A 26,990-nucleotide genomic window follows, 5' to 3' on the forward strand; every position below is an offset into this window, starting at 1 on the left:
AGTCAGCGTAATGGCGCAAGATCCCGAAACGCCTCCCAAGGTCGCAAGGCCGGAACCGGCCAAGCCGCGCCCGCGTCCCGCCCGGCCCCGGCTGCCGACGGCGGCCGCAGCCGCCACGACGCAGTTCCGCAGCGTCGTATCGCAGGCCAAGGCTATGCCGCGCCATTACGGCATTCTGGTCGCGTTCGCGGTCATGGTCATCCTGCCGGTGCTGGCCAGCGCAGCCTATCTCTACCTGCGGGCGGCGGACCAATATGCCTCCACCCTTGCCTTCACCGTGCGGAGCGAGGAATCGTCTGGCGCGATCGACCTTCTGGGCGGTTTGGGCCGCACGCTTGGCACGACCAGCGCGAATGAAAGTGACGTGCTTTACGAATTCATCCGCAGTCAGGACATCGTGCAGGCCATCGACGCCAAGGTGAACCTGCGCGAGATGTATGCGCGCCATCACGATTCCGATCCGCTGATGACCTTCGATTCGTCCGGCAGCATCGAGGATCTGCGCGATTACTGGCGGCGCATGGTCCGCATCTCGTATGACAGCGGCTCGGGACTGTTGGAGCTTCGGGTGCTGGCCTTCGATCCGACGGACGCCCGCCGCATTGCCGAGGCGATCCACGACGAAAGCTCGCGCATGATCAACGAGCTTTCGACCGTCGCGCGCGAGGACGCGACGCGATATGCCCGCGACGATTTGGATGTCGCGGTCGAACGGCTGAAGAATGCGCGCGACGGGCTGACCTCGTTCCGGGTGGAAAACCAGATCGTGGACATCACCGCCGATCTTCAGGGGCAGACGGGCGTTCTGGCCAGCCTTCAGGCGCAACTGGCCGATGCGCTGGTGCAGCTGGATCTGGTGGCGGGCAGCACGCGGGCGGACGATCCGCGCGTCGTGCAGGCCCAGCGGCGGATCGAGGTGATCGAAAGCCGCATCGATCAGGAACGCCAGAAATTCGGCAACACGCAGCGCGGCCCGAACGGCACCAACTACGCCACGGTCGTGTCGGAGTTCGAGCGGTTGACGGTGGACCGCGAATTTGCCGAAACCGCCTATACCGCCGCGCTTGCCTCCTATGACGCGGCGGTGGCCGAGGCGAACCGCCGCAACCGCTACCTCGCTTCCTATATCCGCCCGACATTGGCCGAGACTGCGGAGTTTCCGCAGCGCGGCCTCCTGGTCGGGCTGGTGGCGCTGTTCTCGTTCCTTGCCTGGGCGATCGGCAGCCTTGTCTTTTACGCGCTGCGCGACCGGCGCTGATGATCCGGTTCAAGAACCTTACCAAAGGGTTCCGCACTCCGGGTGGCGGGCGGAAGATGCTGCTGTCGGACGTGTCGCTGACGATACCCAGCGGGACCTCGGTCGCGCTTCTGGGGCGCAACGGGGCCGGCAAATCGACGCTGCTCCAGATGATCGGCGGGCGCATCAGCCAGGACGACGGCGAGATCGAGACGACCGGCACGATTTCCTGGCCGGTCGGCCATTCGGGCAGCTTCCACACCGACATGACGGGCGCGCAGAACACACGGTTCATCGCCCGCATCTATGGCGTTGACAGCGACGAGCTGTGCGATTTCGTGGCCGATTTCGCGGAACTGGGCGCGCATTTCAATCTGCCGGTCCGCACCTATTCATCGGGGATGAAATCGCGTCTGGCCTTCGGCGTGTCGGTCGGCATCCCCTTCGACACCTATCTGGTGGACGAGGTGACGGCGGTGGGCGACGCGTCGTTCCGCGCCAAAAGCAAGGGGCTGTTCCTTGACCGGATGAAGACGGCGGGGGCCATCGTCGTGACCCATTCCATGCCCGAGGTGCGCCAGCTTTGCCGCGCGGGCATCGTTCTGAACAACGGCCAGATGAAGTATTACGACGATGTGGAGGAAGCCATTGCCGCCCACATCGCGAACCTCGGCCTGAAGAAGCGCCCCGCGGCCAAGGTGCCGCAGGACGAGGACGAGGACGAAGACAGCTAGCCGTAGATCCTTTCGGCCAGCGCCAGCTTCTGTGCCCGCAGTTCGGCGTCGCGGGCGTGCAGCGTGCCGCGGTCGGTCGGCAGCACGTTCGGCAGGTTCTTCATCTCTACCGGCTTCATGCCCGAACCCAGCAGCGCGACCGAACCGTGCTTGGTCATGTAATAGGAATTGCCCTGACGATAGAGGCCGGGAATTCCCGCCCGCGCTGCCATCATATGCGGATGGAAGCGGGTGGTGACCATGGCGTCATCTTCGCCGAAGGGCAGGGGGGCGTTCACCAGATCCCCGATCTCGATCACCTCGACCTGCGGAATCGCCTCGCGCACCTTCTTCAGCGCGAAGGCGTCCTTGTCGGGCGCGTTGTTCCAGAACGTGACGCGCTGGAAGGCTGGGGCGTAGGTTTGCGCGACATGGGCCACAAGACGGTCGGCAAAGCCTTCCCAGTTCTTTTCGGCAAAGGTCAGCGAGATGTGGAGCGTCGGCGGAAGACCCGCCTGCCGCTGCGGGGTGGGCAGCAGGAAAACATCGTCCAGCCCGGCGGTGATCGGGGCGCCGAAGGCATCGGCAGAGGCTTGGTCGCGGACTTCCAGCACGTCGAAGGCTTCAGCCACTCGGGCCGCCAGTTCCCTTTCCGCTTCGGTTTCCGGCGGCGCCCACGGCATCAGGCCAAGACCCGATGCAAACAGTTTCGCGCCTGTCTTCTCCTTCACCGCGACGCCAAGGCCGAGGTAGAAGGCCGCAGCGGGCCAGCGTGTGTTGATGTAGCCGCCGCCGAAGACGTGAAAGGTCCCGAGGTCGTCCATCGCGTCCCGCAGCGGCGCGGCCTTTTCGTATTTCTTGAAGCCGTTATTGTCGATGAAACCCAAACCCCGGCGGATGTTGCCCCAGACGTCAGATGCGCTTTTGGTATGGGCCACATCCTTCAGCGACGAGACATGGGTGACGTTGGGGCCGGAGCGGACGATCTCCATCGACGCCTTGCGGTTCTTTACGTCCAGCACGATGCCGTCGGTCGGGTGCTTGCCTTCTATGAACGCGATCCAGGCCGATGCGATGAGTTCGTCGCCGTAGTTCGGAATGCCGCTGCCTCCGATCAGATAGTGGGTTGTCAACCTGCCCGCTCCCTTGAATTTCCTGTCAGCGCTACCGCGATATGACCTTGGCCGATGGGGGGTCAAGGGTTCAGTTTCCGCGGCGCGGCTTTCCGCCCGCCCGCCCGACCCCGCTTGCGGGCGCGGGCGCGAAGTGGCAGGTCTGGGGCAGCCCTGAAAGGAACGTGATGTCCGGTTCCCCCAGCCTACCGCAAGCTCCCTCCGTCGCGCTGCCGCCGCCGCGATACCAGACGTTGCGCGTCATCGGCGCGCTTGTCCTGCGCGAGATGGGGTCGACCTATGGCCGGTCGCCGGGCGGATACATCTGGGCCATCCTGTCGCCGCTGGGCACCATCATCATGATGTCCATCGCGTTTTCGCTGCTGGTCCATGCCCCTGCGCTTGGGACCAGCTTCATCCTGTTCTATGCCACCGGATTCCTGCCCTTCAGCATGTTCTCGATCACCAGCGCCAAGATCGGGCGGGCGGTGCGGTATTCCAAACCGCTTCTGGCCTATCCTCGCGTGACATGGATCGATTCCGTCATCGCCCGCTTCATCCTGAACGTGCTGACGGAACTGGTGGTCTTCTGCCTGATCATCGCCGGCATCTTCATCATCGTGGACACGCATACGATCCTGAACGTCTATTCCATCCTGATCGGGCTTTCGATGATGGCGGCGATGGGGCTGGGCGTCGGGATGATGAACTGCCTGCTGATCGGATACTTCCCCGTCTGGACACGGATATGGGAGATTGTCAGCCGTCCGCTGATGATCGCGTCCGGCATCTTCTATCTGCCCGATGATCTATCGCCGGCGATTCGCGATCTCCTGTGGTGGAACCCGCTGATCCACGGCATCGCACTGGTGCGCGAGGGGTTCTATCCCACTTATCATTCCAGCTTCGACACGATGGGATACGGGTTCGGTCTTGGGATGATCCTGACGATGCTGGCGCTGATCTTCCTGCGCCGCGGCCACCTCGCCTCGATGGAGAATTAACGACCGCGCACCAGACGGATCACGCGGCGAAGGGGTCCGGTGATCTTCCACGATGTGCTTTTCAACAGCGCGTCTTGCGTGTTGCGCGCCTTGCCAAGCTCGGCTCGGGTGGCTTTCAGCGCCGCTTCAAGCCGCAGGATGCGCGCCTTGTCCTCGCGGATCAGGCCGCGCAGTCTTTTCGACTCGGCATCGGCGGCGGATTTGTCGATGACGGGCGCCGCGGGCGGAGCAGGGGCCTTCGCCTGCGCCTCCGCATCCAGAATGCGGCAGGACAGGATGGCGATTTCGCGGAAGCGTTCGTCGATATTGGCGTCGCGTTCCGCAAGGTCGTCCGAAAGGCGGACGGCGTCGGCCTCGTGACGGCTGCTCGCGTCGCGCAGCGTGTCCAGTTCGGCCAGCAGGGCCTCGTGTTCGGTGCGCAGGGCGGTCAGGGCGGCGTCCGTCTCGTCGCTTTCGTGGCGCTTCTGGATCAGCGCGCTTTGGGCTTCGGACAGGCGGCCTTCCTCGTCGCGCAGCCGCGTCTCCAGTGCTTCGATGGCCGATTGCAGGGCGACGTTGTCGCCTTCCTGCGCGCGCAGCCGCGCGTCCAGCGCGTCAAGATCGGCGCGTGGAACCTGTCCGGCCGCATCCTCGGTCAGCTTCGCGATCTGGCCGGTCAGATCCTCGATGTTCTTCTTGCGGTCGCGCACCTGCTGTTCGGCCACATCGGCCCGGCGTTCGGCGGCGGCGTTTTTGCGGGTCAGCATGCAGCCTTCGCCAAGGCGCGAGAAGACTCCGGTGATCGTCTGCCAGGCCGCCGGGTCCGCCCCGGCCCGCAGAAGCGCGCGCACGGGCTCTGGCAGGTCGGTCCCGACGCCCACGACGCCCAGCCCGTGGCAATGCATGAATTCGAACACCGGATGTCGGCTGCGCAGCTCGTCCATCAGCAGGTGCACGCCGAAGCCCCGTTCGCGCACGTTGGTATCGTGCAGCAGGATCACGCCGCGGTCGGACATCTTGGGCAGCCATGCCTCGAAGTCGTGCCGGACCGCCTCCAGCGTGTGCAGCCCGTCGATATGCAGAAGGTCGATCGAACCGTCCGCGAAATATTCCAGCGTGTCGTCGAAGGTCGCGCGGATCAGCTGCGAGAAGCCGGAGTAATGCGCGTCGTTATGCGCGCGCACCGTCTTGAACACCTCGTCGCCGTAAAAGCCCGCATGTTCGTCGCCCTTCCACGTATCGACGGCGTGGCAGCGCGTTCCCAGCCCGTGCTGCTCGACCGCCTGACAGAAGGCGAAATAGGAGACGCCGTAATGGCTGCCGAGTTCGACGAAGACGCGCGGGCGCAGTGCCTCGATCATCCAGAAGGCGAAAGGGACATGTTCGGTCCAGGCAGAGGTGTTCAGGTAATGCGGCTTGCGGAACATGGACCGCAGGCCAAGCACCGTTTCAAGATCGTTGCCGTCTTGGGGCGCCGCTTCGAGGCGGATCTTTTCACGTTTCGCCATGCGGCCCGTCTCCTGCGATTTTGCCTTTGAACTCAGCAGAGTTCGGGTGTGAATACAAGCCTGCCACGGCGGCGGCGCCCGCGTGAAGCGCGGTATGCCGCGCCGCGAGAAGTCGTTCGCGGATCGCGACGTCCAGCGTCCGGGCGCGCGCATCGAAGGAGTGATGCGCGTGCACATGCAGGGCGATGCGGCGGCGCGCCTCGATCCCGTCGGGCGACAGGTCCGGCGCGGCGCTCGCGGCCTCATGGAGCCCCTGCGCGTCCCGGAAGATGTGATAGCCGCCGGGGAGGAGGGACTCGATCCCCGCCACATCGTCCACCGCCAGCCGCCCACCGACGGCCAGAACATCCATCACCCGGTTCGACACGAAACCGAGGCGTCGCATATCCTCCCAGTGATCGCACAGCACGATCCGGCTGGAGGCGTAGAAATCCGCCAGCACCGTGTTCGGGATGTTGGCCGCGCGGACCACGTCTTGCGGCACGAACGGCCCCCAGCCTTTGCCGAACAGATGCAGGTCGATCCCCCGCTCCAACGACCAGCGCACCGCGTCGCGATGAACGCCGCGCGCATTGCCGACGAACAGCACGCGGTCCGGTCGCGCGCCGATCCGGTTTTCGTCGAAGGCGAAACGGTCCGTGTCGGTGCATTGCGGCAGGAAGCCGACCTTGCGCCCCGAAAGCAAGGAAAGCAGGTCCGCATGGGTCTGCGAGGCCGACCAGACGAGGTCGTATCCCTCGACCTCGGCCGGGGGCAGATCGCCGGGATGGCTGATGACCCAAAGGATGCTGATCTGCGACGGCTTTGGCACCCACGGCAAAAGCCCGCGCAGCACGATCACCACATCGTCGGCATCGCCGATCGGGGCGGACCAATGCTCGCGGCAATCGACGCGGACGGTATGGCCCAGACGGCCCAGCGCGGTGGCAAGGCTTTCGGCGAAGTGGAAATCACCCCAGCGGGCGGTCTCGGCCTCGGGGGCGGGGCATTTGATGCCGATGCGCAAAGGGCGCGGGCCGTCCAGCGGGCCGGGAAGCATACGGATGAACGGGCTGATCCCGGTCGCGTGCGGGGTTTCGGGTGCGATGTCGATGCCTGACAGATCACCGCCTTCGGGGTCGCGCACATGCACCCCCGGCGCCGGGGCCGGCCCCGCCATCACGGGTCGCGATCCGGTCCAGAACGCCACGTCCTGCGGCACGGCATGACGCAGCGCCGCACCCCATCTGTGGTTGAAACGCTGATAGTTGCGCTCTCGCCGCGCGCGGCTTGGGCTGGCGTCGCGGGTGAAGCCGCGATGGTGGGTGATGTCGAATCCATGCTCGCACAGCACGGGCATCCCCGCTTCCAGAGCGCGCAGGCACAGGTCGACATCCTCCATGCCATAGACATAGCCTTCGTCGAACCCGCCCAATGCGCCGAAACGGTCCTTGGCGATGGCAAGGAAGGCGCCCGTCACCGCTGGAACGCGCAGGGCGCCCTGGCCTATGTCGGGCGTCTCGGCGGTGCGGCGCGCCTCGAACGGGCGGATCACGTCGCCGGACAGGCGGGGGGCGATATGAACGCCCAGATGCTGAACCGGACCGCGCGCCAGACCTTCGGCATGATCATGCAGCTTCGCCCCAAGGATGCCGCAGCGCCCATCCGCGAAATGCCGTCGCAACAGCGGCAGGAACGGCGCATGCAGCACCAGATCGTTGTTGGCGAACAGAAGAATGCGGCCCTGCGCCAATCCTGCGCCGAAATTGCAGGACTCGCTGAAGCTGAAATTGCCGTCGCGGCGGATGAAGCGCACGCCCATTTCTTCGCAGACCGCCTGCGAGCCATCGTCCGAGCGGTGGTCGATCACGATCCATTCGCAGCCGTCCAGATCGCCAGTCGCCCTGGCGCTGTCGAAGAAGGCACGCAGCAGGCTCTCGCCATTGCGGTTCAGGATGATGACCGAGACCGTGTCCGTGCCGTCCCCCGTCGGGATCACGGGAACCGGGTTCGGCGCGGGCAGCGGGAACAGCGTGCCCGAGGGGCGCAGGACGCGCCTTGCCGGGGTAAGAACGCCTTTGGCGACGGTCGGGGCGACCGAAACCTCGACCGCCGCACAGGGCGCGAGGTTCGGTGGAAGGTCGATGCGAAAACCCGGTTGCGATCCCTCTGCCACGTCGGGCCGGGCAAGGCCGGTGCGTAGGACCGCATGTGGCACGCCATCGACCGACAAGAGCAGCTCCACCCGGCTGTCCTTGCCGGGAATATGCGCCCAGCCCTGCGCCATGCGCCGCCCCGCATGATCCAGCCGCCCTTTGACCACATCCTGCGGCCCCGCCAATGGCTGATCGGGCGCCGTCGCCACGGGCACGACAGGGATCGAAAATGCGAAGGACACGCCCGACGCGACGATGCGCGTCCCGGCTTCCAGATCCAGGTCGGACAGCGGCAGCCTTGCGCGGAAGACCGTGGCCCCCGGCGGCACGGCGGCGGAAGGGGGTGCGTCGAACGCCTCGCCCGCGCACTCGCGCCTGCCCGCCCGCAAGACCGGCGCAGCGCCGCCCTGCAGCCAAAATTCCGCCTCCAGCACGAAATTCGCAAGATCGGCGCGGATCAGCCCGGCGCGGATGTCGGTCGCCCTGTCGGGGCGAAGCGCGTTGCGTCGGTGATCGCACAAATCGTCGGCGGGCAGGGGCGCGAATCCCAGTGCCGCGCCCTGTTCCAGAAAATGCAGCAGCGTGCGGCCCGAAGTCTCGGGATGGCTGCGGGCATAGAAATCCGCATCGAACCCCGGCCCGGGCGACCGGTCCAGCGCCATGCCGAAACGCAGGAAATGGTCCAGCGGATCGAGCCCAAGATGCGCCACATCGGGATAGCGGCGCAGATACCAGCTTGCGTCGAACAGCCCGCTCTGGGCGATCCGCCGGGCGTCAGACACGGTAATAGCCCCGATACCAATCGACGAACCGGGCCACCCCGTCACGAATATCGGTATGCGGCAGCTTGCCCACCAGCGCGTCGATCAGCGTGGCATCCGCCCATGTCGCAGGCACGTCGCCGGGCTGCATCGGCATCAGGTTGCGTTCGGCGCGGCGGCCCGTCGCATCCTCGATCGCTTCGACGAAATCCAGCAGGCGGACGGGCGTGCCGTTGCCGATGTTCACCACCCGCCACGGCGCGACCGGGGACAGGCTGTCGAAATCGCCCGCGGGAACGGTGCCGGGGATTGCGGCCGACAGGCGCACGATCCCTTCGACCAGATCGTCGATGAAGGTGAAGTCGCGCAGCATGTCGCCGTTGTTGTAAATGTCGATGGGCTGGCCCGACAGGATCGCCTTGGTGAACTTGAACAGTGCCATGTCGGGGCGTCCCCATGGACCATAGACGGTGAAGAAGCGGAACATCGTGGTGGGGATACCGTAAAGATGGGCATAGGAATGCGCCATCGATTCCCCGGCCTTCTTCGTCGCGGCATAGAAGGACATCTGATGGTCCGCCCGGTCCGTTTCGGCATAGGGCATCTTGGTGTTCGCCCCGAAGGCCGAGGAGGTGGAGGCGATCAGCAGATGCTTCGGCGGGATCGCGCGGGCCGCCTCCAGCACCTCGTAGGTGCCCAGGAGGTTCGCCTCGACATAGGATCGCGGCGCGTCGATCGAATGGCGCACACCCGCCTGCGCCGCCAGATGCACGACGATGTCGGGGCGCGCGTCCTGCATGATTTCGCGCAGCAGGCCGGGCGTTTCGACCCGGCCTTCGACGCCCTCGAACCCCGGCAGCGCCGACAGGATCTCGTGACGGCGGCGTTTCAGCCCCACGTCATAGTAGTCCGAGAAGCTGTCGATCCCCCGGACTGTCCACCCTTCGCCCAGCAGCCGCTGCGCAAGGTGAAAGCCGATGAAACCCGCCGATCCGGTGATGAGAGCTGTCTTCATGTCGCCGCCTCTGCCCTGACGTTGCCGGAGCAGTGATCGCGCAACCGCAAAGCCCCGTCAAACGGTTAGGGCATCAACCGCAGGTTCCTCGTGCAGACGGATGTCGATCCAGCGGCCCTCGGGGATGGGTGCAGGCGCCCCCGCTTCGACACGGCCATCCACCCAGGCGGGGGCGGATACGTCGATATGCAGCACCCCGTCCTGCCAGCGCGTCGCGACGTGGACGAGGATGTTGCCGTTGTGATCGCGCGGCACCTCGATCTGCCAGCCCGATCGTGCAAGGCCCAGCGTGCCGTGCAATTCGTGATGACCGACCCCGCCGCGCAGGACGGTCGCGCCGGTGGGCTGGACGGGTTCTTCGGTCGCGTCGTCGAAAAGACGCAGGATCGGGCTGGCCTGTTTCAGGAACCCGTTGGCATCGACCGTGGTCGAGGCCTTGTCCCACATCACGCGCCATGCCGACCACGCGCCCGAACCGCGCGCCCGCGTGTGGATCTGCCCAGCAAGGTTTTCGGGCGCCTGCACGACGACCATCTGCGTCTCTCCCCCGCCGACGGCCCGGCGCAGGTGGATCAGCGTGGCAAAGGTGACGCCCGCGGGCCCGCCGGTGGACCCCTTGGAGGTGTCGAGATGATAGAAGCCCGGCGCGATGGAATTGGCCGTCGTCGCCATATCCCCGATCATCGGCGTCAGCCCCCCAAGGCCGAAGGCCCCGACCCGCATCAGCCGGTCCGCTGTCGCATCCGTCGCGCCCGACTGCACGGCGGTCCCGCCGATGGTGCCTGCCACCGTCAGCCCATGCGCCAGTTGCACCTGCGCGCTGGCGCGGTCGATGGTCATCGCGGTGGCAAAGCTGCTGCCGTCCGCGCTGACCTTCACGGTGAAGTTGTCGTTGCCGACGATCCCCATCTCGGCCCGTCCGGAATGGCCGTTCTGGAACAGCAGGCTCGCGGTGTCGGCCGCGGCGGCCTTGTTCACCTTCAACTGATGCCCTGCCCCCGCATGGTTCAACAGCGTTGCAGGGGACGATACGGCAAGACGGTTCGCATCGTCCGGCGTGGCCGAGACGCCCAGACGCTGGGCGCGCAACTCCTGCTCGGCCGGCGTGGCCCAGAGGGTGCCGGTCCATGTCGCCGCTGTGCCCTCGGCCCGGACATGCGCCGTCCAGCCCGGCTGGGGCGCGATGAATTCCCAATGCTGCTCCACCCGCACCGCGATGCGCCCGCTTTGCCCCGCCCAGTCGCCGGTCGCGCCCGCCGCGACGATATGGCGGTCGCCTTCCGCCGGGGCGGTGGGCGGCGCGCGCAGGGTGCGGTCCGCAACCACGGGCTGCACCAACACGTCCAAAAGGCGCAGCGCCTCGTTATGGGTGACGTGCTTTTGCGCCTGCGCGGGTTCCAGGAACGGCAACGACAGGGCGGGGGACAGGCTGGACATGCGGTTTCTCCGGTGGAAATCTTCGGCATATCTGTGGGCGCCCGAAGTTAAATTGTGCTGGCCCCACCGCCCGGCGGCCTCGCAACGCCTGCGGGCGGGTTGCCATCCGGGGGGTGATCGGCGATTGTGCAGCCAGTTTGCAGGTGCAGCATGACGGCACGTCGCGGCTGCGCGGGATCAATCAAGGGTTGCAGAATGCCGGCTCCGAAACTCGCGGTGGCGCTCCATATCTATTACGAAGACATGTGGCCGATGATCGCCGCATATCTGCGCAACATCCCGCCCGGTTTCGATCTGTTCGTCACCTGCCGCGACGAAATCGCCCCCGGATTGGAGGGCGCCGTCTTTGCCGACTTCCCGAAGGCCGAGGTGATCGCGCTTCCCAATATCGGGATGGACGTGATTCCCTTCATCCAGCTGTGCCGCCTGCGCGGGCTGCACCGTTACCGCGCGGTGCTGAAGCTGCATACCAAGAACCGCAAATCCGACCTGCGCCGCCAGCAGGGCGATCTGATGTTCGAAGGGCTGTGCGGCACCCCTGAACTGGTGGCCGAGATTCTGGACGTGTTCGACCGAGACCATAACGCGGGCATGGTCGGCGGCGCGTTTCAGGTCCGGTCGGCCAACGCGCTGATGTATGGCAATCGCGCCAAGGTCGCGGACCTGATGCACCTTCTGGGGATGCAGGTCTTCGACTGGCCGTTCTTCACCGGCACGATGTTCTGGATCGCGGGTCCGCTTCTGGCGGGGCTTGCCGAACATGCGGATGCGCTGACCGAGGCGGCAAGCGCCGAGGCCGCCGTCGGCAGCGGCAAGGACGGCACCACCGCCCACGCGCTGGAGCGGATGTTCGGCGGCCTGCCCAAAGCCGCCCGCCGCTCGACCTATGTCACCGACCGCTGCGACGCCTCGGGCAAGCGGCATCTGGTGGTGCCGATCGAAATGCATGGGCCGTGCAACGACTGGCGCTATCTGCAAAGCGAAAGCACCGATGCCGTGGCCCGCGTGGCAGGCGCGGCAAAAGGCTGCGATGCGATCCGCAAGTCGGGCTTGTTCGACGCCGCGCATTACGCTCGCACATCTGCGCGCGTGGTTGTGCCGGGGATGGACCCGATCTATCACTTCTATCTTTTCGGCGATCTTTTCGGCTCGGACCCGTCGCCGCTGTTCAACGTGAACTTCTATCTTGCCCACCGCCCGGACGTGTCGCGCCGCAAGCTGTGCTCGTTCCACCACTATATCCAGTTCGGAAGCAAAGAGGATGTTCCGGCCCTGCCCACCATGGCGCTGTGGATCGCGGCGGCGGCCAAGAAGGGGTTGTTCAACGCCCAGTTCTATCACGACACCTATCCCGATGTGGACCGCACCGGCCTTTCGCCGCAGGAGCACTACGAAAAGATCGGACGGTTCCTTGGCCGCCGCACCAGCCGCAGCCTCGACATGGCCGAGATTCCGACGCTGGGCCATACCGTCGCCCCCGAGAATCGGCTGGCCTATTACATGGCCCATATCCAGCGCGACGAAGGGCTGCTTTACGACGCCATCACCAAGGCCAGCAGCGAGGGCGATTACGAGTTCGTCGCGACCTGCGCGAACCTTCTGTCCAGCCGCTTCGGCGTGACCCCGGCGGTGCTGGAGGGCGAGGCGACCCACGCAACCATCAACAGCGACTGGGACGCCGCCGCCGCGATCTGGGAAACCTATTGGCAGAAGCGCAAGATCGAAGCGCAGCCGAACCGGCACCGCCGCACGATCACCAAGATCGACCGCCCCACCCGCCGCAATGCCGAAGCGTTCGAGCCCGTGGCCCCCGGTGGCGGGGCGCGCGCCGGGCTGCGCATCTGCATCTACACCACCCTGTTCGGCGACATAGACGACCTCGTCCCGGTGATCGCGCCGGTCGAAGGGGTGGATTACATCTGCTTCACCGACCGCCCCCGCGCCGAATGCGGCTGGCGGCAGGTCATCTGCGATCCGGGGATGGAAAGCCCGAACCTGAACGCGAAGACCTTCAAGATCCTGCCGCACAAGCACCTGGCCGAATACGACTATTCCATGTTCGTCGATGCGAACACGCTGTTCCTCGGCAATGTCGAACGGCTGATCGAGATCTGTCTTCAGGGCGGCGACTGGGTGATGTTCCAGCACCCGCTGCGCGACGACGTCTATCTGGAAGGGTGCGCCATCATCGGCCACCTGCGCCATGCGCCGGAAAAGATCCTCGCCCAGATCCGCCATTACGCCGAACAAGGCCTGCCGCGCGAAAGCGGCATGATCGAGGCGTCGTTCATCTGGCGCCGCCATGCCGCCGCCGATGTCGCATCCTTCATGGAAGCGTGGTGGCAGGAGATCACGACCCGATCCTCGCGCGATCAGCTGAGCCTTGGCTATCTGCTGTGGAAGACCGGGCAGAAGCCCAAGGTGCTGCCCGAGATCGTCGGCACCTCGCGCGCCAACCGTTTCTTCTTCAAGCTGCCGCATCGCGACGGCAAGAACCTGCACCAGCCGCCGCGCCGGATCGCCGCGCGCGGGATCGACTTCGTCTTCGCGCCCGAACATCGCGCGACCGGATCGACCTTCCTGCGCGGCGAGCAGCTTTCCGCGCTGGTCGCCGCGAACCAACCGGGGCGCGAGGTGCGCTTCACCCCCGACACCGATCAGCAGGGCCGCATCCTCGTTCTGACCAAAGGATTCCTGAAGACCACCGCCCCCGAGGTGCTGGAGAGGATGGCGCGCGACAACGTCCTGATCGCCGATTTCGTGGACGAGCCGCCGAACCCTGCGCTGGTCGAACATGTGGATGCGCTGATGGCATCCTCGCTGCTGGGCTATCGCGACTACATGATGCGGTTCCCCGAAACGCAGGCCTTCCACGTCACGCATCACGTCGATCTGCGAATCGCCCGTCCCGAAGCGCCGCGCCGCGATTTCGCCGCAGGATATTTCGGCGAATTGGTGAACACCGTCATCGACGACGACATCTCGCGTCAGGTCGCGTTCAACCTCGTCGATACCAGCAAGCAGAGCGACGACTGGCTGAAACAGATCGGCGGCTTCAGTTTCCATTATGCCCTGCGCAGATCGCGGGGAATCGATGGCGCCAAGCCGTTCCTGAAGGGTTTCGTCGCCGCTCATTGCGCTGCGAACATGATGATCCAGTCCAATGCCGGCGATGCGGGATATTATTTGGGCGACGATTACCCCTATCTGCTGCCAGAGGGGTGTACGAACGCAGAAATCCTGGAAGCCCTTCGTTTCGCACGGGAATCCTTTGGCGGGCCGGATTGGCAGCGCGGAATGGACATCATGCGCCATGTGCGCGCTAGGTCGGATCGCGCCCATGTCACGGGTGAATTCGACAGGATGATCGCGCAGTTCTAGGGAAATTCGCCGGGAATGCCACTTTAGCGCCTCATTTCGTTAAGCGGGGGTGAGGCGCCCGCAAACGACACTCTGCGTCCCGAAAACATCTGGGACGAGGGGATGCTTTCCTACGTATCGCGCATCGATCTGGCGGCAGGGGCGAACCTGTCCACCATCGCGGATCTGGAGATCCGCGAGGTGGGCGGGCTGTCCGTGCTCTATGCCGCGACGCGCCGGGGCGGGATCATCCAGTCGTTTTCGGTGGATGCAAAGGGCGCGACCAAGGCGATGACCGCCGTCCCGTTCGAGGGGCGCGACGCGGCGGGATTCGATGCCGGGCTGGCCTTCATCACCACATCGGCGGGCAAGGCGGCGCTGTATGGCGGCGGCGGCACGGGCACGCTGTATCTGCGGCAGACCGATGCGAAGGGCGCGCTTCTGGCCCCGGTGCAGATCAAGGCGGGGCTGAGCGGCGATCTGGTCCATGCCGTCACCGTGGATCTGGCCTCGGGCGGGCAGGTGGTCTTCGGCGGGCTGGCGGGCAAGGGCGGGATCGCGGGGCTGGGGTTTTCGGCGGCGGGCGCGTTCCAGAAGGCGGCGGTGACGGCATCGGCGGATGTGGTGGCGCTGGCTTCGCTGCGGCTGGCGGGCAAGGACTTCCTCGTCAGCGCCAGCACCGACGGCATCGTCACGTGGGAGGTGGGCGCGGGCGGCACCCTTGCGGCGCGCGACAGCCAATCCAAGGAGTCCGGCCTCTGGATCGACGCTGCGACCGTGGTGGAAACTGTGGTGATGGACGGGCGCGCCTATGTCATCGTCGCGGCGGCGGGCAGCGGTTCGATCAGCGTGCTTGAAATGGGCGCGGGCGGCAAGCTGACGGTGACCGACCATGTGATCGACGATCTTTCGACCAGGTTCGACGATGTCTCGGCGTTGGAGGTGGTGATGCATGACGGCGCCGCCTATGTCGTCGCGGGCGGATCGGATGGCGGCATCAGCGTGATGCGTCTTCTGCCCGGGGGGCGGCTGCTGGGCGTCGCGCATATCGCGGGATCGGCGCAATACGGGCTGGACGGGATAGGGGCGATCGCGCTGTCCTCGGGCGCGCGGGGGATCGAGATTTTCGTGACCTCGCTGCGGGATGGGGGGATCGGGCATTACCTGTTCGCGCCGCCCAAGGGCGCGGTCGGCGTGAAGACGGGCGGCAGCGGCGCGGACGTCCTGATGGACGGCGCGGGCAGCGATACGCTGACCGGGGGCGCGGGGGCGGATGTCTTCATCTTCTCCGCCGACGCAAAGCCCGACACGATCGCGGATTTCGAGCTTAGGAAGGACAGGATCGACATTTCCGCCTGGGGCATGATCCGCAGCCTCGACCAGTTGACCATCCAGCGCAGCACGAACGGTTTCACGATCCGCTATGGGGCCGAGTTTCTGGAGGTCTTCACCGCTAACCGCAGGTCTGTGGACCCGTCGCAGCTGATGCTGGGCGATCTGATCGACATGACGCATATGCCCCCCGTCATGCCCGACCTTCCGGCGCCCATACCGGACCCCACGCCGGGAAGGCCGGTGATGATCGGCACGGAGGCTGGCAACCGCATGGTCGCGACCGCGCTGCCGACGCGGATGGAGGGGCGGGGCGGCAACGACACGCTGATCGGTGGGGCGGGGGCGGACACGATCTTCGGCGGGGCGGGGCACGATTCGCTGGTCGGTGGCGGCGGCAATGACAGCATCATGGGCGACGAGGGTGACGACATCATCTTTGGCGGCGCAGGGCGCGACACGATGGACGGGGGCGCGGGTAACGACACTATCCATGGCGGCGATACGTCCAGCATCTTCTATGGCGGCGACGGCGACGATTTCCTCTATGGCGGCGCGATGAACGACCGGATCTATGGCGGGGCGGGGAACGACCATATCGCGGGCAGCCGGGGGAACGATCTGCTTTACGGCGGGGCGGGGAACGATCTGATCTATGGCGCCAGCGGCAACGACCAGCTTTACGGCGGGGACGGCGACGACACGCTTTACGGAAGCCTCGGGCGGGACCGGCTGTTCGGCGGCCTCGGTTCGGACGTGCTTCATGGCGAAGACGGGGCCGACCGGCTGGTGGGTGACGGCGGGCCGGACAGGCTGTATGGCGGGGCGGGGAACGACGCGATCTTCGGCGGCAGCGGCAACGATACGATCCACGGGGGGCTGGGGGCGGATTACCTCGTTGGTGGCTCTGGGGCGGATGTGTTCGTCTTCACCTCGGTGCTGGACAGCACGCCGGATGCGAACCGCGACAAGATCCTCGATTTCAGTACCAAGGGCGACAAGATCGACCTGTCGGCCATCGACGCCAATGTGCTGCGAAGCGGGCACCAGCGTTTCGACTATATCGGCCATGACGATTTCACGGCCGCGGGGCAGCTTCGCATCTTCACCTCGGGGGGGCATACGGTGGTGCAGGTGGATATCGACGGCGACGGGCGATCGGACATGAACATCGTGCTGATGGACACGGTCGGTGTGACGCTTTCGGATTTTATCCTGTAGGAGGACCTTCGCCATATTGACCCGGGGCCGAGTTGTCGCGCTTTCCCATCGGGTCTATAGTGACCGCGACCGAACAGAACTGCCGGCGCCGGCGAAAGGATATGACACCCGTGACCTTTGCGCTGGATGTGCTGATACCGCATTACTGCGATCCCGACGGCCTGAAACGCTCGCTCGATTCCGTCGCCGAACAGACCTGGCGCGGCAGGATGCGTGTGATCGTGGTCGATGACGGATCGCCCGATCATGATGCGCTGGCCGCCCAGACCCATTGCGATGCCTTCGCCGCCACGACGCCCTTTGCGGTGCTGTTCGAACGGAACCCGAAGAACCTTGGCCGCCCGCGCACCCGCAACCGCCTGCTGGATCTGACCGACGCCACCCATGTGGCATGGCTGGATGCGGGCGACATCTGGTATCCCGACAAGACGGCGCGGCAGTTCGCGCATTTGGACAGCCTGACCGCGCAGGGCGTCGATATCTCCTCGGTCTGGGTCACCTGCACCTATGACTGGGAACAGCACGGCAAGGCGCGGACCCTGTCGCAGCGCGTCGGCGGCGATCAGGTGCTGGAACTGCTGGTGGGCGATCATTTCCGCGCCTATCTCTGGACGCTTCTGGGCACGGCCGAGGCGTTCCGCATCGCGGGGCGGTTCGATGAAAGGCTGCCGCGGCTTCAGGATCTGGATTACTTCCTGCGGTTCGTGCGCGGCGGGGGGCGGATCGAAACCGCGCCGGGCCGCCGGGCGCTGTGCCGGTATTTCAAATCCGACATCGGCCGCAACGCAGCCGAGGTTCACGCCTGCTACAAGCTGATCCTTGCCAAGAACGCCCCCGCGATCAGCCGCTATCCCCGTGCGCTGTCGTCGAAGCTGCATTACAAGGCAAATCGGCTGGCGTCGCGCTTCGCCTATTCCAATGGCGATCGTATCGGTGCCGCCCGCTATCTGGCAGAGGCCGCCTTGGGCAGCCCGCGCCATGCGTTGCTGGTTGCACGCAACGTCCTTCGCAGCCGTCTGCGTGCCGGGGGCTGAATGAGTTTGAAGGTTCACGTCGCGGTGGGCGCGCGCCCACTGCTTGGCCCCGATGCCGTGCCGGGCGATGCCCTCGGTGCGCTGATCGGTGCGAACATCGCACCTGTCCCCGCGACCTGGGCCGTCCCGATTCCGGGCCGCCAGACCCACGACTTCCTGCTGGAACCCGAGGGACCGGCCATCGCGATCATGGGCCGTTCGCTTGTGCGCGATTTCGGCGCGAGGGACGAGCCGTTGCTGATCTTCTCGCATCTGTTGCAGGATCACGGCGACGAATGGGCCGAAATGCTGTCCGGTCTTGCCGGGGCGGTGCGGGAACATGGCGCGGAGCCTGTCTTCGTCCTGCATGGCGTCACCCTGTTCGAAGCGCCCGCACTGGCGCAGCTTTTGGCATGGATGCACGGTTTGGGGCTGGAGGCGACGATCGGCACCGAGGCGGCGCAGCCCCAGCCGGGATCGCCGCTGGATGTCGCCCTGCGGCGAAACCTCGCGCTTGACCGGATGGCGACGCTGTTGCCCGGCACCGCGCGCAATCTGGGCCTTCGCTGGCGCGAGGATGCGGACCTCTGGGCGCCGCTTCTCGACTGGCTCGCAGCTGCACGCGGCGTGGATATCGACCACGAGGCCAGCGACGACGCCTTGCGGGAATTGGGGCGTCAGTTCCTGATCTCGCGGTTGGGGCCGGACGCGAAATGATCCGCCAGCCCAAACCCGTGCCGCCCTCGGGCCGCCGCATCGTTTTCGTGATCGAGAAGCTCGCCCAGCGCAGCGGCGGCGCCGAGCGCGTGCTGATCGAAACCGCCAACGCCCTTGCCGCCCGCGGCCACGAGGTCGAGATCCTGAGCCACGAGCCGCGCGGCAAGGGACCGTTCTATGACACCGCGCCGGGGGTGGTCGTCTCGAACCTGCTGCCTCCGCGCAGCGGCTGGCGGTTCTTCACCGAATGGATTCGCAGCCGGCTGACCTTCCTGCCGGATTATCCGGTGCTGGACCGGATCGTCGGCATCGCCCGCGACGGCGGATTTACCCGGCGGCTTGAACGGCACCTGCGCGCGACCCGGCCCGATGTGGTGATCGGCTTCATGCCGCCCGCCATCTCGGCGCTGGCCAAGGCGAAGGTGGATCATCCGATGCGACGCGTCGCCTCGATGCACAACGCGCCGGAGCAGGATTTCCAGAACCCGGAACGCTGGAACCACACCCGGCTGGACCAGCGCCGCCGTCTGGCGCTGATGTCGCGCATCGACAGGATCGCGGTGCTGCTGCCGGAATACCGCGACTGGTATTCCGAGGATCTGCGCCGGTCGGTCTGCGTCCTTCCCAACGCGGTCACCCCGCGCGCGGCCGAGGTGACGGGGCGCGAGAAGGTGGTCATGGCAGTGGGGCGGCTGGCGACGGTGAAACGCCACGGGCTGCTGATCGATTGCTGGAAAACCATCGCCCCCGCCTTTCCGGGTTGGGAACTGCGCATCTGGGGCGACGGCCCGCTGAAAGAAGACCTCGCCGCCCGCATCCGTGCGGAAAGCATCCCCGCCGTCACGCTGATGGGGCATCGCAGCGATGTGGCGGATCACTACCTCACCGCCTCGATCCTTGCCCATCCGGCAGAGTTCGAGGGCTTTCCGTTGGCCGTGACCGAGGCGCTGGCGGCGGCGATGCCGGTGGTGGGGTTCGCCGATTGCTCGGGGCTGAACCGTCTGGTGCAGGACGGGGTGAACGGGCGGCTGGTTCCCGTGGGCGACGGATCGGACACCGCCCGCCGCACCGCCTTTACCGAGGCGCTGTCGGGCCTGATGCAGAACGAGGCGCTGCGCGAGGCGCTGGCCGCGGGTGGGCCACCCAGCATGGCCCCCTATGCCCCGGATCGCGTGATCGACCTGTGGGAGGAAATCCTGTTCGCGGATCGCATGCCGTGCGCATCTGCCTGAGCCCCGGAACCATCGGTGGCGGCGGCATCGGCATCGTGATGCTGAATCTGGCCGAGGAATTCGTGCGGCGCGGCCATGAGGTGGACCTTCTGCTGCTGGAGGAGGAGACGGACCGCGAAGCCCCGCCCGGTGTTACCGTGGTGCATCTGGGCCGCCGCGCCCGCAGCGGCATCGTGAACGCCGCGCGGCATCTGCGGCGCACCCGGCCGGACATCCTGATCTCGGCCCGCGATTATGTGAACGTCGCGATGATGGCGGCGCATCGTCTGGCGCGGCTTGGGCCTGCAACGCGGCTGGTCTGGAGCTTTCACACCCATCGCGGATCGCAGTTGGCGGGCGTTCCCCGCCGCGCCGACATTCTGGCGGACCGCCTGACGCGGCTGCTGGTCGGGCGGGCCGATGCGCTGGTTGCCGTCTCCGCCGGCGTTGCACGGGATATCGAGGCGGCTTTCGCGCTGCCCGAGGGCCGCGTTGCCGTGATCGAAAACCCGGTCTGGACCCCCGCCCGCCGCCGTCTGGCCGAAGCGTCTGCACCGCATGAATGGTTCGCGAAACGCCCGGTGGTCGTGGCCGTCGGGCGACTGACGGCGCAAAAGGATTTCCCCACGCTGCTGAAGGCCTTTCGCCCCCTGACGGACGCGCGGCTCGTCATTCTGGGCGAGGGCGAGGACCGCCTTGCACTAGAGGCGCAGATCGCCGGGATGGAGGATCGCGTGCTGATGCCCGGCCATGTCGAAAACCCGTTGGCGTGGTTGTCCCATGCCGATCTGTTCGTGCTGTCCTCGCGGTGGGAGGGGTTCCCCCTGTCGCTGGTCGAGGCGCTGGGCTGCGGCTGCCCCGTAGTGTCGACCGATTGCCCCTCCGGCCCGTCCGAGATCGTGACGCCGGGGCTTGGGCGGCTGGTTCCGGTCGGTGATGCGGCGGCGATGTCCCGCGCAATGGCCGATGCCCTGCGCGATCCGGGCGATCCGGCCCCGCGCCGCGCGGCCGCGCTGCGCTTCGATGCGGAGCGGGCGGCGGACCTTTACCTGAAGGCGGCAGGACATGGCTGAACCCGCAATCTCGGTCATCGTGCCGATCTATCGCGACTGGGATCACGTGCCGCTGCTGCTGGATCATCTGGCCGCGCAGAAAGCGACCGACTTCGAGGTGCTGCTGGTTGATAACGACCTGCCCGAACCGCCGGTGCCCGTCGTTCCGGCGGCCCTGGCGGGGCGGCTGCGGGTGCTGCATTGCCCCACCCCCGGCTCCTATGCCGCGCGCAATCTTGGCGCGGGGCAGGCGCGCGGGCGGCTGCTGGTCTTCACCGATGCCGATTGCCGCCCGGTGCCGGACTGGCTTTGCGCGCTGCTGCCCGGCGAAGGGCTGCGGGCGGGCCCGGTGACGATCGTTCCCGGGCCAGCCGCCAATCGTTGGGAAATCTTCGACACCGTGCGCGGCATCCCGCAGCACCGTTTCATCACCCGCAACTATGCCGTCACCGCCAACCTTGCCGTGCCGAAGGAGGTCTTCGCCCTGCTGGGCGGCTTCGACCCCACGCGGCTGTCCGGCGGGGATGCCGAATTCTGCCGCCGGGCGGTGGGCCGAGGCCACAGCCTGTCCTTCGCCCCCAAGGCCGAGGTGTTGCACCCCGCCCGCGGCAGCCGTGCGGCGCTGGTGACCAAGGCGCGGCGCATCAAGGGCGGGCAGATCGCCTCTGGCCCGCTGCGGCGGCGCGTGATGTGGACGGTCCGCAGCCTGACCCCGCCGGTGCGCGAGATCGCGGCCTATCTTCGCTCCGCGCACCCGATGCGCTGGCGGCTGACGGCCAGCGCGGTGCGGATGGAACTTTGGGCGGTTGAACTGGGCGAAATGGTGCGGCTGCTGTCCGGCGCGACACCCGAACGACGCTAGACCCGTTTGCGCAGGGCGCCCGCGACATGGCCCGCCACCCCGGCGATACGGCGCGGCAGGGGCAACCCCTCCGCCCCCAGAATCCGCCACACCGCCAGCACACCCTTCGCCTTGTTGGCCGAGGCCGATCCGGGCGAGACGCGGTACTGCGCCAGCACCTCGGGCAGCCCGCGCGCAGGGCCGCGCCGCAGCAGCGACAGCCAGAAGGCATAGTCTTCGTGAAAGGGGATCTCCGGCATCTCGGCCCGGCCATGGAAATCGGTGTCGAACGCGCCGGTCAGGCAGCCGATGGGATTTCCCGCCAGCGCATCCTTCCATTCCACTCGGGGCTTTGCCAGCACGATGCCGCTTGCGCCGCCGAACCGACGATAGGAGGAGAAGACGATCCGTTCCTCGTGCTGCTGGAACGCGCGCAGCTGGCACGACAGTTTCTCCGGCGCCCAAAGATCGTCGGCGTCCAGAAAAGCGACATACCGTCCGACCGACGCGCGGATGCCGATGTTTCGCGTGCGCGCCACGCCCCGCGCTGCACCGGGGCCTTCGGACAAGATGCGGAAGCGCCCATCGGCAAACCCCCGCAGCACCTGAACCGAAGCGTCGGAGGAACCGTCATCGAGGAACAGCGCCTCCCATTCCGTGCAGTCCTGCGCGATCAGCGAGGCGGCGGTTTCGGCAATCGTCCGTTCGGCGTTGCGAAAGGGAACGATCACCGAAAACGTGGTCACTCGGCAAAGCCCGGTTTGCCGGCCCAGTTCCACGCATCGCCGATCATGTCGCGCAGGGTCGAACGGGCGGGGTTCCAGCCCAGATCGCGGATCGCCGATTCCGACCCGGAGACCAGTTGCACCGCGTCGCCCGGACGGCGATCGCCGATGACGATGGGCACCTCGCGGTTGGTGACGGCGCGGGAATGCTCAATCACCTCATGCACCGAGAATCCCGATCCGGTGCCAAGGCAGAAGACGCGATCCTCGCCCCCGTCCAGCAGCCAGCGCAGACCCAGCACATGCGCGTCCACAAGGTCCATCACATGCACATAGTCGCGGATGCAGGTGCCATCGCGCGTCGGATAGTCGGTGCCGAAAACGGTCAGCGCAGGGCGTTTGCCCGCGACCGCATCCAGCATCAGCGGGATGAGATGCGTCTCGGGGCGGTGCTGTTCGCCCACCTCGCCCTCGGGATCGGCGCCGGCGACGTTGAAGTAGCGGAAGATGACATGGCGCAGATCATGCGCCGCGCCGAAGTTGCGGACCATCTCCTCGATCGCCAGTTTCGATGCGCCATAGGCGTTGATCGGGCGCTGCGGCGTCGCCTCGTCCAGCACGACGCCATCCTGATCGCCATAGGTCGCGCAGGTGGACGAGAAGACGAAGTTGCGGATGCCCGCCGCGACGGTGGCTTCGAGCAGGTTCAGCGCGCCGTTCACGTTCACCCGCCAGTAAAGACCGGGGTCCTTCATCGATTCGCCCACCAGCGACAGGGCGGCGAAATGCATGACCGCGACGGGTTTGTATTCCGCCAGCGCCGCGTCGATATCGGCGCGGTTCATCAGATCGCCCTGAACCAGCGGGCCGAACCGCACGGCGTCCTTCCAGCCGGTCGAAAGATTGTCGAAGGCGACAGGCACGAACCCCGCCGCGCGCAGAACCTTGCAGGCATGGGCGCCGATGTAACCTGCGCCGCCCGTCACCAAAACATGTTGAACCATTCAAAACACCTTGTGAAAAATCAAACTCGTTCCTTCACCGCCCGAAGCCCTGCCGCCAAAAGGGCAGAGGCCTGATCCGGCGTCTTCGCTTCGGCATAGACCCGCAGCTCCGGGGCATTGCCAGAGGGGCGGATATGCACGACGCGCCCGTCGGTCAAGCCGATCCGCAGCCCGTCGGTCAGATCGACCCGCGCCTCGGCCCCGTCCAGCGCGGCGAGCAGTTCCGCCCGCGCCGCCGCATCTTTGGTCAGGCGCGCGACCAGCGCTTGCGAGCGTTCGACCGGAACCTCGGTCAGGCGGTCGGCGGCGGTGAAGCAGGCTGGCTCCGCCGCGACCAGCGCGGCCAGCCCCGCATCCCCGGCGGCGACCAGCGGCGCGATGATCGGCAGCAGGCTGTCACGGGTCATCAGCGCAGCAAGCCCCTTGGAATCGAAGCCCAGAAGGAAGCCGCCATTCGCCTCGTATCCGGCGGCGCGGTCCTGCCCCTCCATCCCTGCGATCACGAAGGGCGAGCCGATGCGCGTGCGGATCACGCGGGCAAAGCCCTTGGCATCGACGCCGCTGTTCGAAGACACCGGCGTCACCACCGTCTGCGCCTCCATCACGCGCGCGGTGATCTGGCCCAGCACGTCGCCGGGGATCACCTCGCCCGCCGCGTCGGTCACCAGCGGGCGGTCGCCGTCGCCGTCGGTGGACACGATGGCGTCCAGCCCCGCCGCCCATCCGCGAAGCTGGGCGCGCGTGTCCGGATCGACCGCCTCGGTATCGACGGGGATGAACGTCTCGGACCGGCCGAGTTCGACCACCTCGGCCCCCAATTCGCGCAGGGCGCGGATCAGCAGATCGCGCCCGACGGCGGAATGGGAATAGACGCCGATCCTGCGCGCCGCCAGCGCGTCCGGACCGAAGGCCGCGACATAGCGCGCGACATAGCGGTCCCCCGCATCGGCATCGGTGACCGGCGCGGGGCCAGCCTCGGTGCCGTCGGGCAGGGCGGGCATGGCAAGGATCGCAGCCTCGTCCGCCTTCGAGATCTCGCCATTCGGGACATAGAATTTCAGCCCGTTGCGGTCGGCGGGGATATGGCTGCCGGTGACCATGACCGCCGCAGCCCCCGCCGAAATCGAGGCGAGCGCCAGCGCGGGCGTCGGCACTTCGCCGCAATCGACGACCCGCAGGCCAGCCGCGCGCCCAGCCGCCGCCACATCCCCCGCGATCCGCGCCGACGAGGGGCGCAGGTCGCGCCCGACGTAAAGCGCGCCGCCCGTCGGGCAGGCGGCGGCGAACGCGGTGACATGGGCCGCCACCAGTTCGGGCGTCAGTTCCGTGACAAGGCCGCGCAGCCCGCTCGTTCCGAATTTGGGTGCCATCGCCGTGCCTCGATCCCGCTGAATTTCCAACGGGAGCCTAGTCCGCCGCAGCGCGGAAAGGCAAGCCGTTCAGCAGGCCCGGCTTGGCGCTTCGGCAGGCGCGAGGTTCACCAGCCGCAGACCCGCCAGAAGCTGTTCGCGCCCCGCGCGATAGGCGGCAAGGATCGCGGCCAGATCCGGCGCGGCCCCGGCACCCGCGCGTCTTTCGCCATCGCGGCATTGCGCCGCCAGTTCGGTGAAGCCGACGGCCAGCGAGGTGCCCTTGAGCATGTGCAGAAGCCGCGGGATTTCCGCACCCGGACGGGCAAGCTGATCCAGCGTTCCATCCGCCTCGTCCAGAAACAGTTCGATCACCTTTGCAAAGGTATCGCTGCCGATATCGGCCCGAAGACCATACAGATGCGCCCAGTCGATCATCGCCGCCCCCGCCGTTGCAACGTCACCCTGAACCCCGAACGTTAACGCCCAGTGGATGATGGCGCGCTTTTTAGGGTTCACCGTCTTTTAACGGCTGCAGGTGCAATCGGATGACTGTGTTCGTTCAAGACAGGTGTATCCCGTGCAGGTGAAAGCTTTCAGCCAAGGCCCCGCCGCGACGACGCTGCCCCATGTCCTGGTGGTGGAGGAAAGCCGCGCACAACGCCTGATCCTTTCGGCGCTGCTGGTCCGCTGGGGATACCGCGTGGCCGAAGCCTCGACCGCCGAGGAGGCGCTGGCGATGTGCCGCGCGACGGATTTCGACATCATCGTCAGCGACTGGGTGATGCAGGGCATGTCCGGCCTCGAATTCTGCGAGGCGTTCCGCGCATTGCCGCGCGACGGATACGGATACTTCATCCTGCTGACCTCCAAATCCGAGAAGAGCGAGATCGTGGGTGGGCTGGATGGCGGTGCGGATGATTTCCTGATCAAGCCCGTCGCACCTGACGAGTTGCGCGCGCGGCTGCGGGCCGGGGTGCGGATCATGGGGATGCATTCCGAACTGGTGGCAAAGAACCGGTTGATCACCAGCACGCTGCGCGAATTGCAGCAAGTCTACGACTCGCTGGACCGCGACCTGATAGAGGCGCGAAAGCTTCAGCAGACGCTGGTGCGCGACCGGCATGCGAAATTCGCGCGCGGGGCGGCGTCGGTGCTGCTGCGCCCGTCGGGGCATGTGGGCGGCGATCTGGTCGGATGGTTCAACATCAACGAACGCAAGCTGGCGCTGTTCTCGGTGGATGTGGCGGGGCATGGGGTCGCGTCGGCGATGATGACGGCGCGGCTGGCGGGTCTGCTGTCGGGGGCGTCGCGCGATCAGAACATCGCGCTGACGGGCAGCGATGGCGGGCAGGGCGGCGCATGGCCCCCCGAGATGGTCGCCTATCGACTGAACCGCCTGATGCTGCAGGAGATCAGCGTCGATCAGTATTTCACCATGTGCTACGCCGAGATCGACATGGTCACCGGCCGCGTCTGGCTGGTTCAGGCGGGCCATCCGCATCCGATGATCATTCGGGCAGGCGGCGAGGTCGAACAGGTGGGCGCGGGCGGAATGCCCATCGGCCTGATCGAAGGCGCGACGTGGAACCGGCTCGAATTCCAGCTTGGGCGCGGGGATCGGCTGTTTCTTCTGTCGGATGGCGTCGTGGAATGCCCGGACCCGCAGGGCGGCGAATTTGGCGAGGCGGCGCTTGCAGCCTTTCTGACCGATGCCGCGCAGATGGGCGATGAGGAGATGCTGGAGGCGCTGGTCTGGCGGCTGAGCGATCATCGCGGTGGGGCGGCGTTCCCCGACGATGTGTCGGGGATGCTGTTCACCTATACCGGCTGAGGGCGCGGGCCAGCATCGCGCGTTCCCCTTCGGTCGCGACCGCGTCCAGCGCCTCGTCTGCGGCCATCCAGGCGGCGGTGTGTCCGGCCTCGGTCGGCGGACCGATCCGCATCACCGGGCGCGCGACGTGGAGGATGCAGACCTTTTCCGCCCACATGTCGTATTCGGGCATGAAGACGAAACGGCGGAAGGTGCCAAGGCGTGGGCCGATGGCGATGTGCCAACCGGTCTCCTCCATCACCTCGCGGTGCAGGGCGGTGACGGGATGTTCGCCCGGATCGATCCCGCCGCCCGGAAGCTGGTATTCGGGGTTCGGCTGCGCCTGATGCGTCAGCAGAACCTGCCCGCCCCGCAGCAATGCGGCATAGACGCCGGGGCGGCGCTTGTATCTTTGCCCCGCGATGACGGGTTCGCCGTAACGTCTGATCAT

21 protein-coding genes are annotated in these 26,990 nt (G+C 66.6%); 11 read left to right on the forward strand and 10 right to left on the reverse strand.

Annotated elements, in window-relative coordinates:
• Nucleotides 1–10: 10 nt before the first annotated feature.
• Together E2K76_RS04700 and E2K76_RS04705 are read left to right on the forward strand one after the other, a co-directional pair.
• On the forward strand, nt 11–1,258 hold the full coding sequence (locus E2K76_RS04700; RefSeq protein ID WP_246032888.1) for a sugar transporter: 1,248 nt from the start codon (nt 11–13) through the stop codon (nt 1,256–1,258).
• Nucleotides 1,258–1,971: an ABC transporter ATP-binding protein gene (locus E2K76_RS04705; protein WP_136683124.1), complete on the forward strand. Its 714-nt coding sequence runs from the start codon at nt 1,258–1,260 to the stop codon at nt 1,969–1,971. Before E2K76_RS04700 ends, E2K76_RS04705 begins: the two co-directional genes overlap by 1 nt.
• Here E2K76_RS04705 and E2K76_RS04710 read toward each other — a convergent pair.
• On the reverse strand, nt 1,968–3,083 hold the full coding sequence (locus E2K76_RS04710) for a polysaccharide pyruvyl transferase family protein (RefSeq protein ID WP_169053205.1): 1,116 nt from the start codon (nt 3,081–3,083) through the stop codon (nt 1,968–1,970). The genes E2K76_RS04705 and E2K76_RS04710 overlap by 4 nt on opposite strands.
• 167 nt (nt 3,084–3,250) lie before the next feature.
• Here E2K76_RS04710 and E2K76_RS04715 point away from each other — a divergent pair, with 167 nt between their 5' ends.
• Nucleotides 3,251–4,066 carry an ABC transporter permease gene (locus tag E2K76_RS04715; protein ID WP_136683126.1) on the forward strand — a complete coding sequence of 272 codons (816 nt, stop codon included), beginning with the start codon at nt 3,251–3,253 and terminating at the stop codon, nt 4,064–4,066.
• Here E2K76_RS04715 and E2K76_RS04720 read toward each other — a convergent pair.
• From E2K76_RS04720 to E2K76_RS20565, 4 genes are read right to left on the reverse strand one after another with little or no spacing between them, the layout of a single operon-like run.
• Nucleotides 4,063–5,553: a class I SAM-dependent methyltransferase gene (locus tag E2K76_RS04720; RefSeq protein WP_136683127.1), complete on the reverse strand. Its 1,491-nt coding sequence runs from the start codon at nt 5,551–5,553 to the stop codon at nt 4,063–4,065. The genes E2K76_RS04715 and E2K76_RS04720 overlap by 4 nt on opposite strands.
• The gene (locus tag E2K76_RS04725; RefSeq protein WP_136683128.1) at nt 5,540–8,470 is read right to left on the reverse strand and encodes a glycosyltransferase; all 2,931 of its coding nucleotides are present in this window, start codon (nt 8,468–8,470) and stop codon (nt 5,540–5,542) included. The genes E2K76_RS04720 and E2K76_RS04725 overlap by 14 nt, the downstream gene beginning before the upstream one ends.
• A complete protein-coding gene (locus E2K76_RS04730) occupies nt 8,463–9,464 on the reverse strand; it encodes an NAD-dependent epimerase/dehydratase family protein (RefSeq protein ID WP_136683129.1) in 1,002 nt (333 codons plus the stop codon). Before E2K76_RS04730 ends, E2K76_RS04725 begins: the two co-directional genes overlap by 8 nt.
• Nucleotides 9,465–9,521: 57 nt before the next feature.
• A complete protein-coding gene (locus tag E2K76_RS20565) occupies nt 9,522–10,901 on the reverse strand; it encodes a DUF2793 domain-containing protein (RefSeq protein WP_220432171.1) in 1,380 nt (459 codons plus the stop codon).
• Between the two features lie 195 nt (nt 10,902–11,096).
• On the opposite strand from E2K76_RS20565, the gene E2K76_RS04740 reads away from it, so the two are divergent.
• From E2K76_RS04740 to E2K76_RS04770, 7 genes are all read left to right on the forward strand, one after another.
• Nucleotides 11,097–14,282, forward strand: a complete 3,186-nt coding sequence (locus tag E2K76_RS04740; protein WP_169053207.1) for a rhamnan synthesis F family protein — start codon at nt 11,097–11,099, stop codon at nt 14,280–14,282.
• A gap of 102 nt (nt 14,283–14,384) precedes the next feature.
• On the forward strand, nt 14,385–16,814 hold the full coding sequence (locus E2K76_RS20970; RefSeq protein ID WP_136683131.1) for a M10 family metallopeptidase C-terminal domain-containing protein: 2,430 nt from the start codon (nt 14,385–14,387) through the stop codon (nt 16,812–16,814).
• Between the two features lie 101 nt (nt 16,815–16,915).
• Complete coding sequence (locus E2K76_RS04750) at nt 16,916–17,848, forward strand: glycosyltransferase family 2 protein (RefSeq protein WP_136683132.1); 933 nt, start codon at nt 16,916–16,918, stop codon at nt 17,846–17,848.
• A complete protein-coding gene (locus tag E2K76_RS04755; RefSeq protein ID WP_136683133.1) occupies nt 17,849–18,544 on the forward strand; it encodes a hypothetical protein in 696 nt (231 codons plus the stop codon).
• Nucleotides 18,541–19,776 carry a glycosyltransferase family 4 protein gene (locus tag E2K76_RS04760; RefSeq protein ID WP_136683134.1) on the forward strand — a complete coding sequence of 412 codons (1,236 nt, stop codon included), beginning with the start codon at nt 18,541–18,543 and terminating at the stop codon, nt 19,774–19,776. Before E2K76_RS04755 ends, E2K76_RS04760 begins: the two co-directional genes overlap by 4 nt.
• On the forward strand, nt 19,761–20,828 hold the full coding sequence (locus tag E2K76_RS04765; protein ID WP_136683135.1) for a glycosyltransferase: 1,068 nt from the start codon (nt 19,761–19,763) through the stop codon (nt 20,826–20,828). Before E2K76_RS04760 ends, E2K76_RS04765 begins: the two co-directional genes overlap by 16 nt.
• Nucleotides 20,821–21,669, forward strand: coding sequence for a glycosyltransferase family 2 protein (locus E2K76_RS04770; protein WP_136683136.1), 849 nt, complete (start codon nt 20,821–20,823; stop codon nt 21,667–21,669). Before E2K76_RS04765 ends, E2K76_RS04770 begins: the two co-directional genes overlap by 8 nt.
• Here the strand turns inward: E2K76_RS04770 and E2K76_RS04775 are convergent.
• From E2K76_RS04775 to E2K76_RS04790, 4 genes are all read right to left on the reverse strand, one after another.
• A complete protein-coding gene (locus E2K76_RS04775; protein ID WP_169053208.1) occupies nt 21,666–22,394 on the reverse strand; it encodes a glycosyltransferase family 2 protein in 729 nt (242 codons plus the stop codon). The two genes, E2K76_RS04770 and E2K76_RS04775, sit on opposite strands and share 4 nt — an antisense overlap.
• The gene (gene galE, locus E2K76_RS04780; protein WP_136683138.1) at nt 22,391–23,377 is read right to left on the reverse strand and encodes a UDP-glucose 4-epimerase GalE; all 987 of its coding nucleotides are present in this window, start codon (nt 23,375–23,377) and stop codon (nt 22,391–22,393) included. The genes E2K76_RS04775 and galE overlap by 4 nt, the downstream gene beginning before the upstream one ends.
• Before the next feature lie 20 nt (nt 23,378–23,397).
• Nucleotides 23,398–24,747 (reverse strand): phosphomannomutase, encoded by a 1,350-nt coding sequence (locus tag E2K76_RS04785; RefSeq protein ID WP_136683139.1) that lies wholly within the window; start codon nt 24,745–24,747, stop codon nt 23,398–23,400.
• Nucleotides 24,748–24,816: 69 nt separating this feature from the next.
• The gene (locus E2K76_RS04790) at nt 24,817–25,245 is read right to left on the reverse strand and encodes an Hpt domain-containing protein (RefSeq protein WP_169053209.1); all 429 of its coding nucleotides are present in this window, start codon (nt 25,243–25,245) and stop codon (nt 24,817–24,819) included.
• Between the two features lie 61 nt (nt 25,246–25,306).
• On the opposite strand from E2K76_RS04790, the gene E2K76_RS04795 reads away from it, so the two are divergent.
• Nucleotides 25,307–26,560, forward strand: a complete 1,254-nt coding sequence (locus tag E2K76_RS04795) for a PP2C family protein-serine/threonine phosphatase (protein WP_246032889.1) — start codon at nt 25,307–25,309, stop codon at nt 26,558–26,560.
• On the opposite strand, the gene E2K76_RS04800 is transcribed toward E2K76_RS04795, so the two are convergent.
• Nucleotides 26,544–26,990, reverse strand: coding sequence for an NUDIX hydrolase (locus E2K76_RS04800; protein WP_136683141.1), 447 nt, complete (start codon nt 26,988–26,990; stop codon nt 26,544–26,546). The two genes, E2K76_RS04795 and E2K76_RS04800, sit on opposite strands and share 17 nt — an antisense overlap.

Origin of the sequence: Falsirhodobacter xinxiangensis (assembly GCF_004959935.1) — a bacterium.
Taxonomy (GTDB): Bacteria; Pseudomonadota; Alphaproteobacteria; order Rhodobacterales; family Rhodobacteraceae; genus Falsirhodobacter; species Falsirhodobacter xinxiangensis.

Excerpts from the sequence above, each read along its gene's own strand:
- E2K76_RS20565 (WP_220432171.1), bottom strand. The coding sequence starts at position 10,901 with ATGTCCAGCCTGTCCCCCGCCCTGTCGTTGCCGTTCCTGGAACCCGCG.
- E2K76_RS04730 (WP_136683129.1), bottom strand. The coding sequence starts at position 9,464 with ATGAAGACAGCTCTCATCACCGGATCGGCGGGTTTCATCGGCTTTCAC.
- E2K76_RS04740 (WP_169053207.1), top strand. The coding sequence starts at position 11,097 with ATGCCGGCTCCGAAACTCGCGGTGGCGCTCCATATCTATTACGAAGAC.
- E2K76_RS04715 (WP_136683126.1), top strand. The coding sequence starts at position 3,251 with ATGTCCGGTTCCCCCAGCCTACCGCAAGCTCCCTCCGTCGCGCTGCCG.
- galE (WP_136683138.1), bottom strand. The coding sequence starts at position 23,377 with ATGGTTCAACATGTTTTGGTGACGGGCGGCGCAGGTTACATCGGCGCC.
- E2K76_RS04755 (WP_136683133.1), top strand. The coding sequence starts at position 17,849 with ATGAGTTTGAAGGTTCACGTCGCGGTGGGCGCGCGCCCACTGCTTGGC.
- E2K76_RS04750 (WP_136683132.1), top strand. The coding sequence starts at position 16,916 with ATGACACCCGTGACCTTTGCGCTGGATGTGCTGATACCGCATTACTGC.
- E2K76_RS04705 (WP_136683124.1), top strand. The coding sequence starts at position 1,258 with ATGATCCGGTTCAAGAACCTTACCAAAGGGTTCCGCACTCCGGGTGGC.
- E2K76_RS04785 (WP_136683139.1), bottom strand. The coding sequence starts at position 24,747 with ATGGCACCCAAATTCGGAACGAGCGGGCTGCGCGGCCTTGTCACGGAA.
- E2K76_RS04720 (WP_136683127.1), bottom strand. The coding sequence starts at position 5,553 with ATGGCGAAACGTGAAAAGATCCGCCTCGAAGCGGCGCCCCAAGACGGC.
- E2K76_RS04700 (WP_246032888.1), top strand. The coding sequence starts at position 11 with ATGGCGCAAGATCCCGAAACGCCTCCCAAGGTCGCAAGGCCGGAACCG.
- E2K76_RS04760 (WP_136683134.1), top strand. The coding sequence starts at position 18,541 with ATGATCCGCCAGCCCAAACCCGTGCCGCCCTCGGGCCGCCGCATCGTT.
- E2K76_RS04800 (WP_136683141.1), bottom strand. The coding sequence starts at position 26,990 with ATGATCAGACGTTACGGCGAACCCGTCATCGCGGGGCAAAGATACAAG.
- E2K76_RS20970 (WP_136683131.1), top strand. The coding sequence starts at position 14,385 with ATGCTTTCCTACGTATCGCGCATCGATCTGGCGGCAGGGGCGAACCTG.
- E2K76_RS04770 (WP_136683136.1), top strand. The coding sequence starts at position 20,821 with ATGGCTGAACCCGCAATCTCGGTCATCGTGCCGATCTATCGCGACTGG.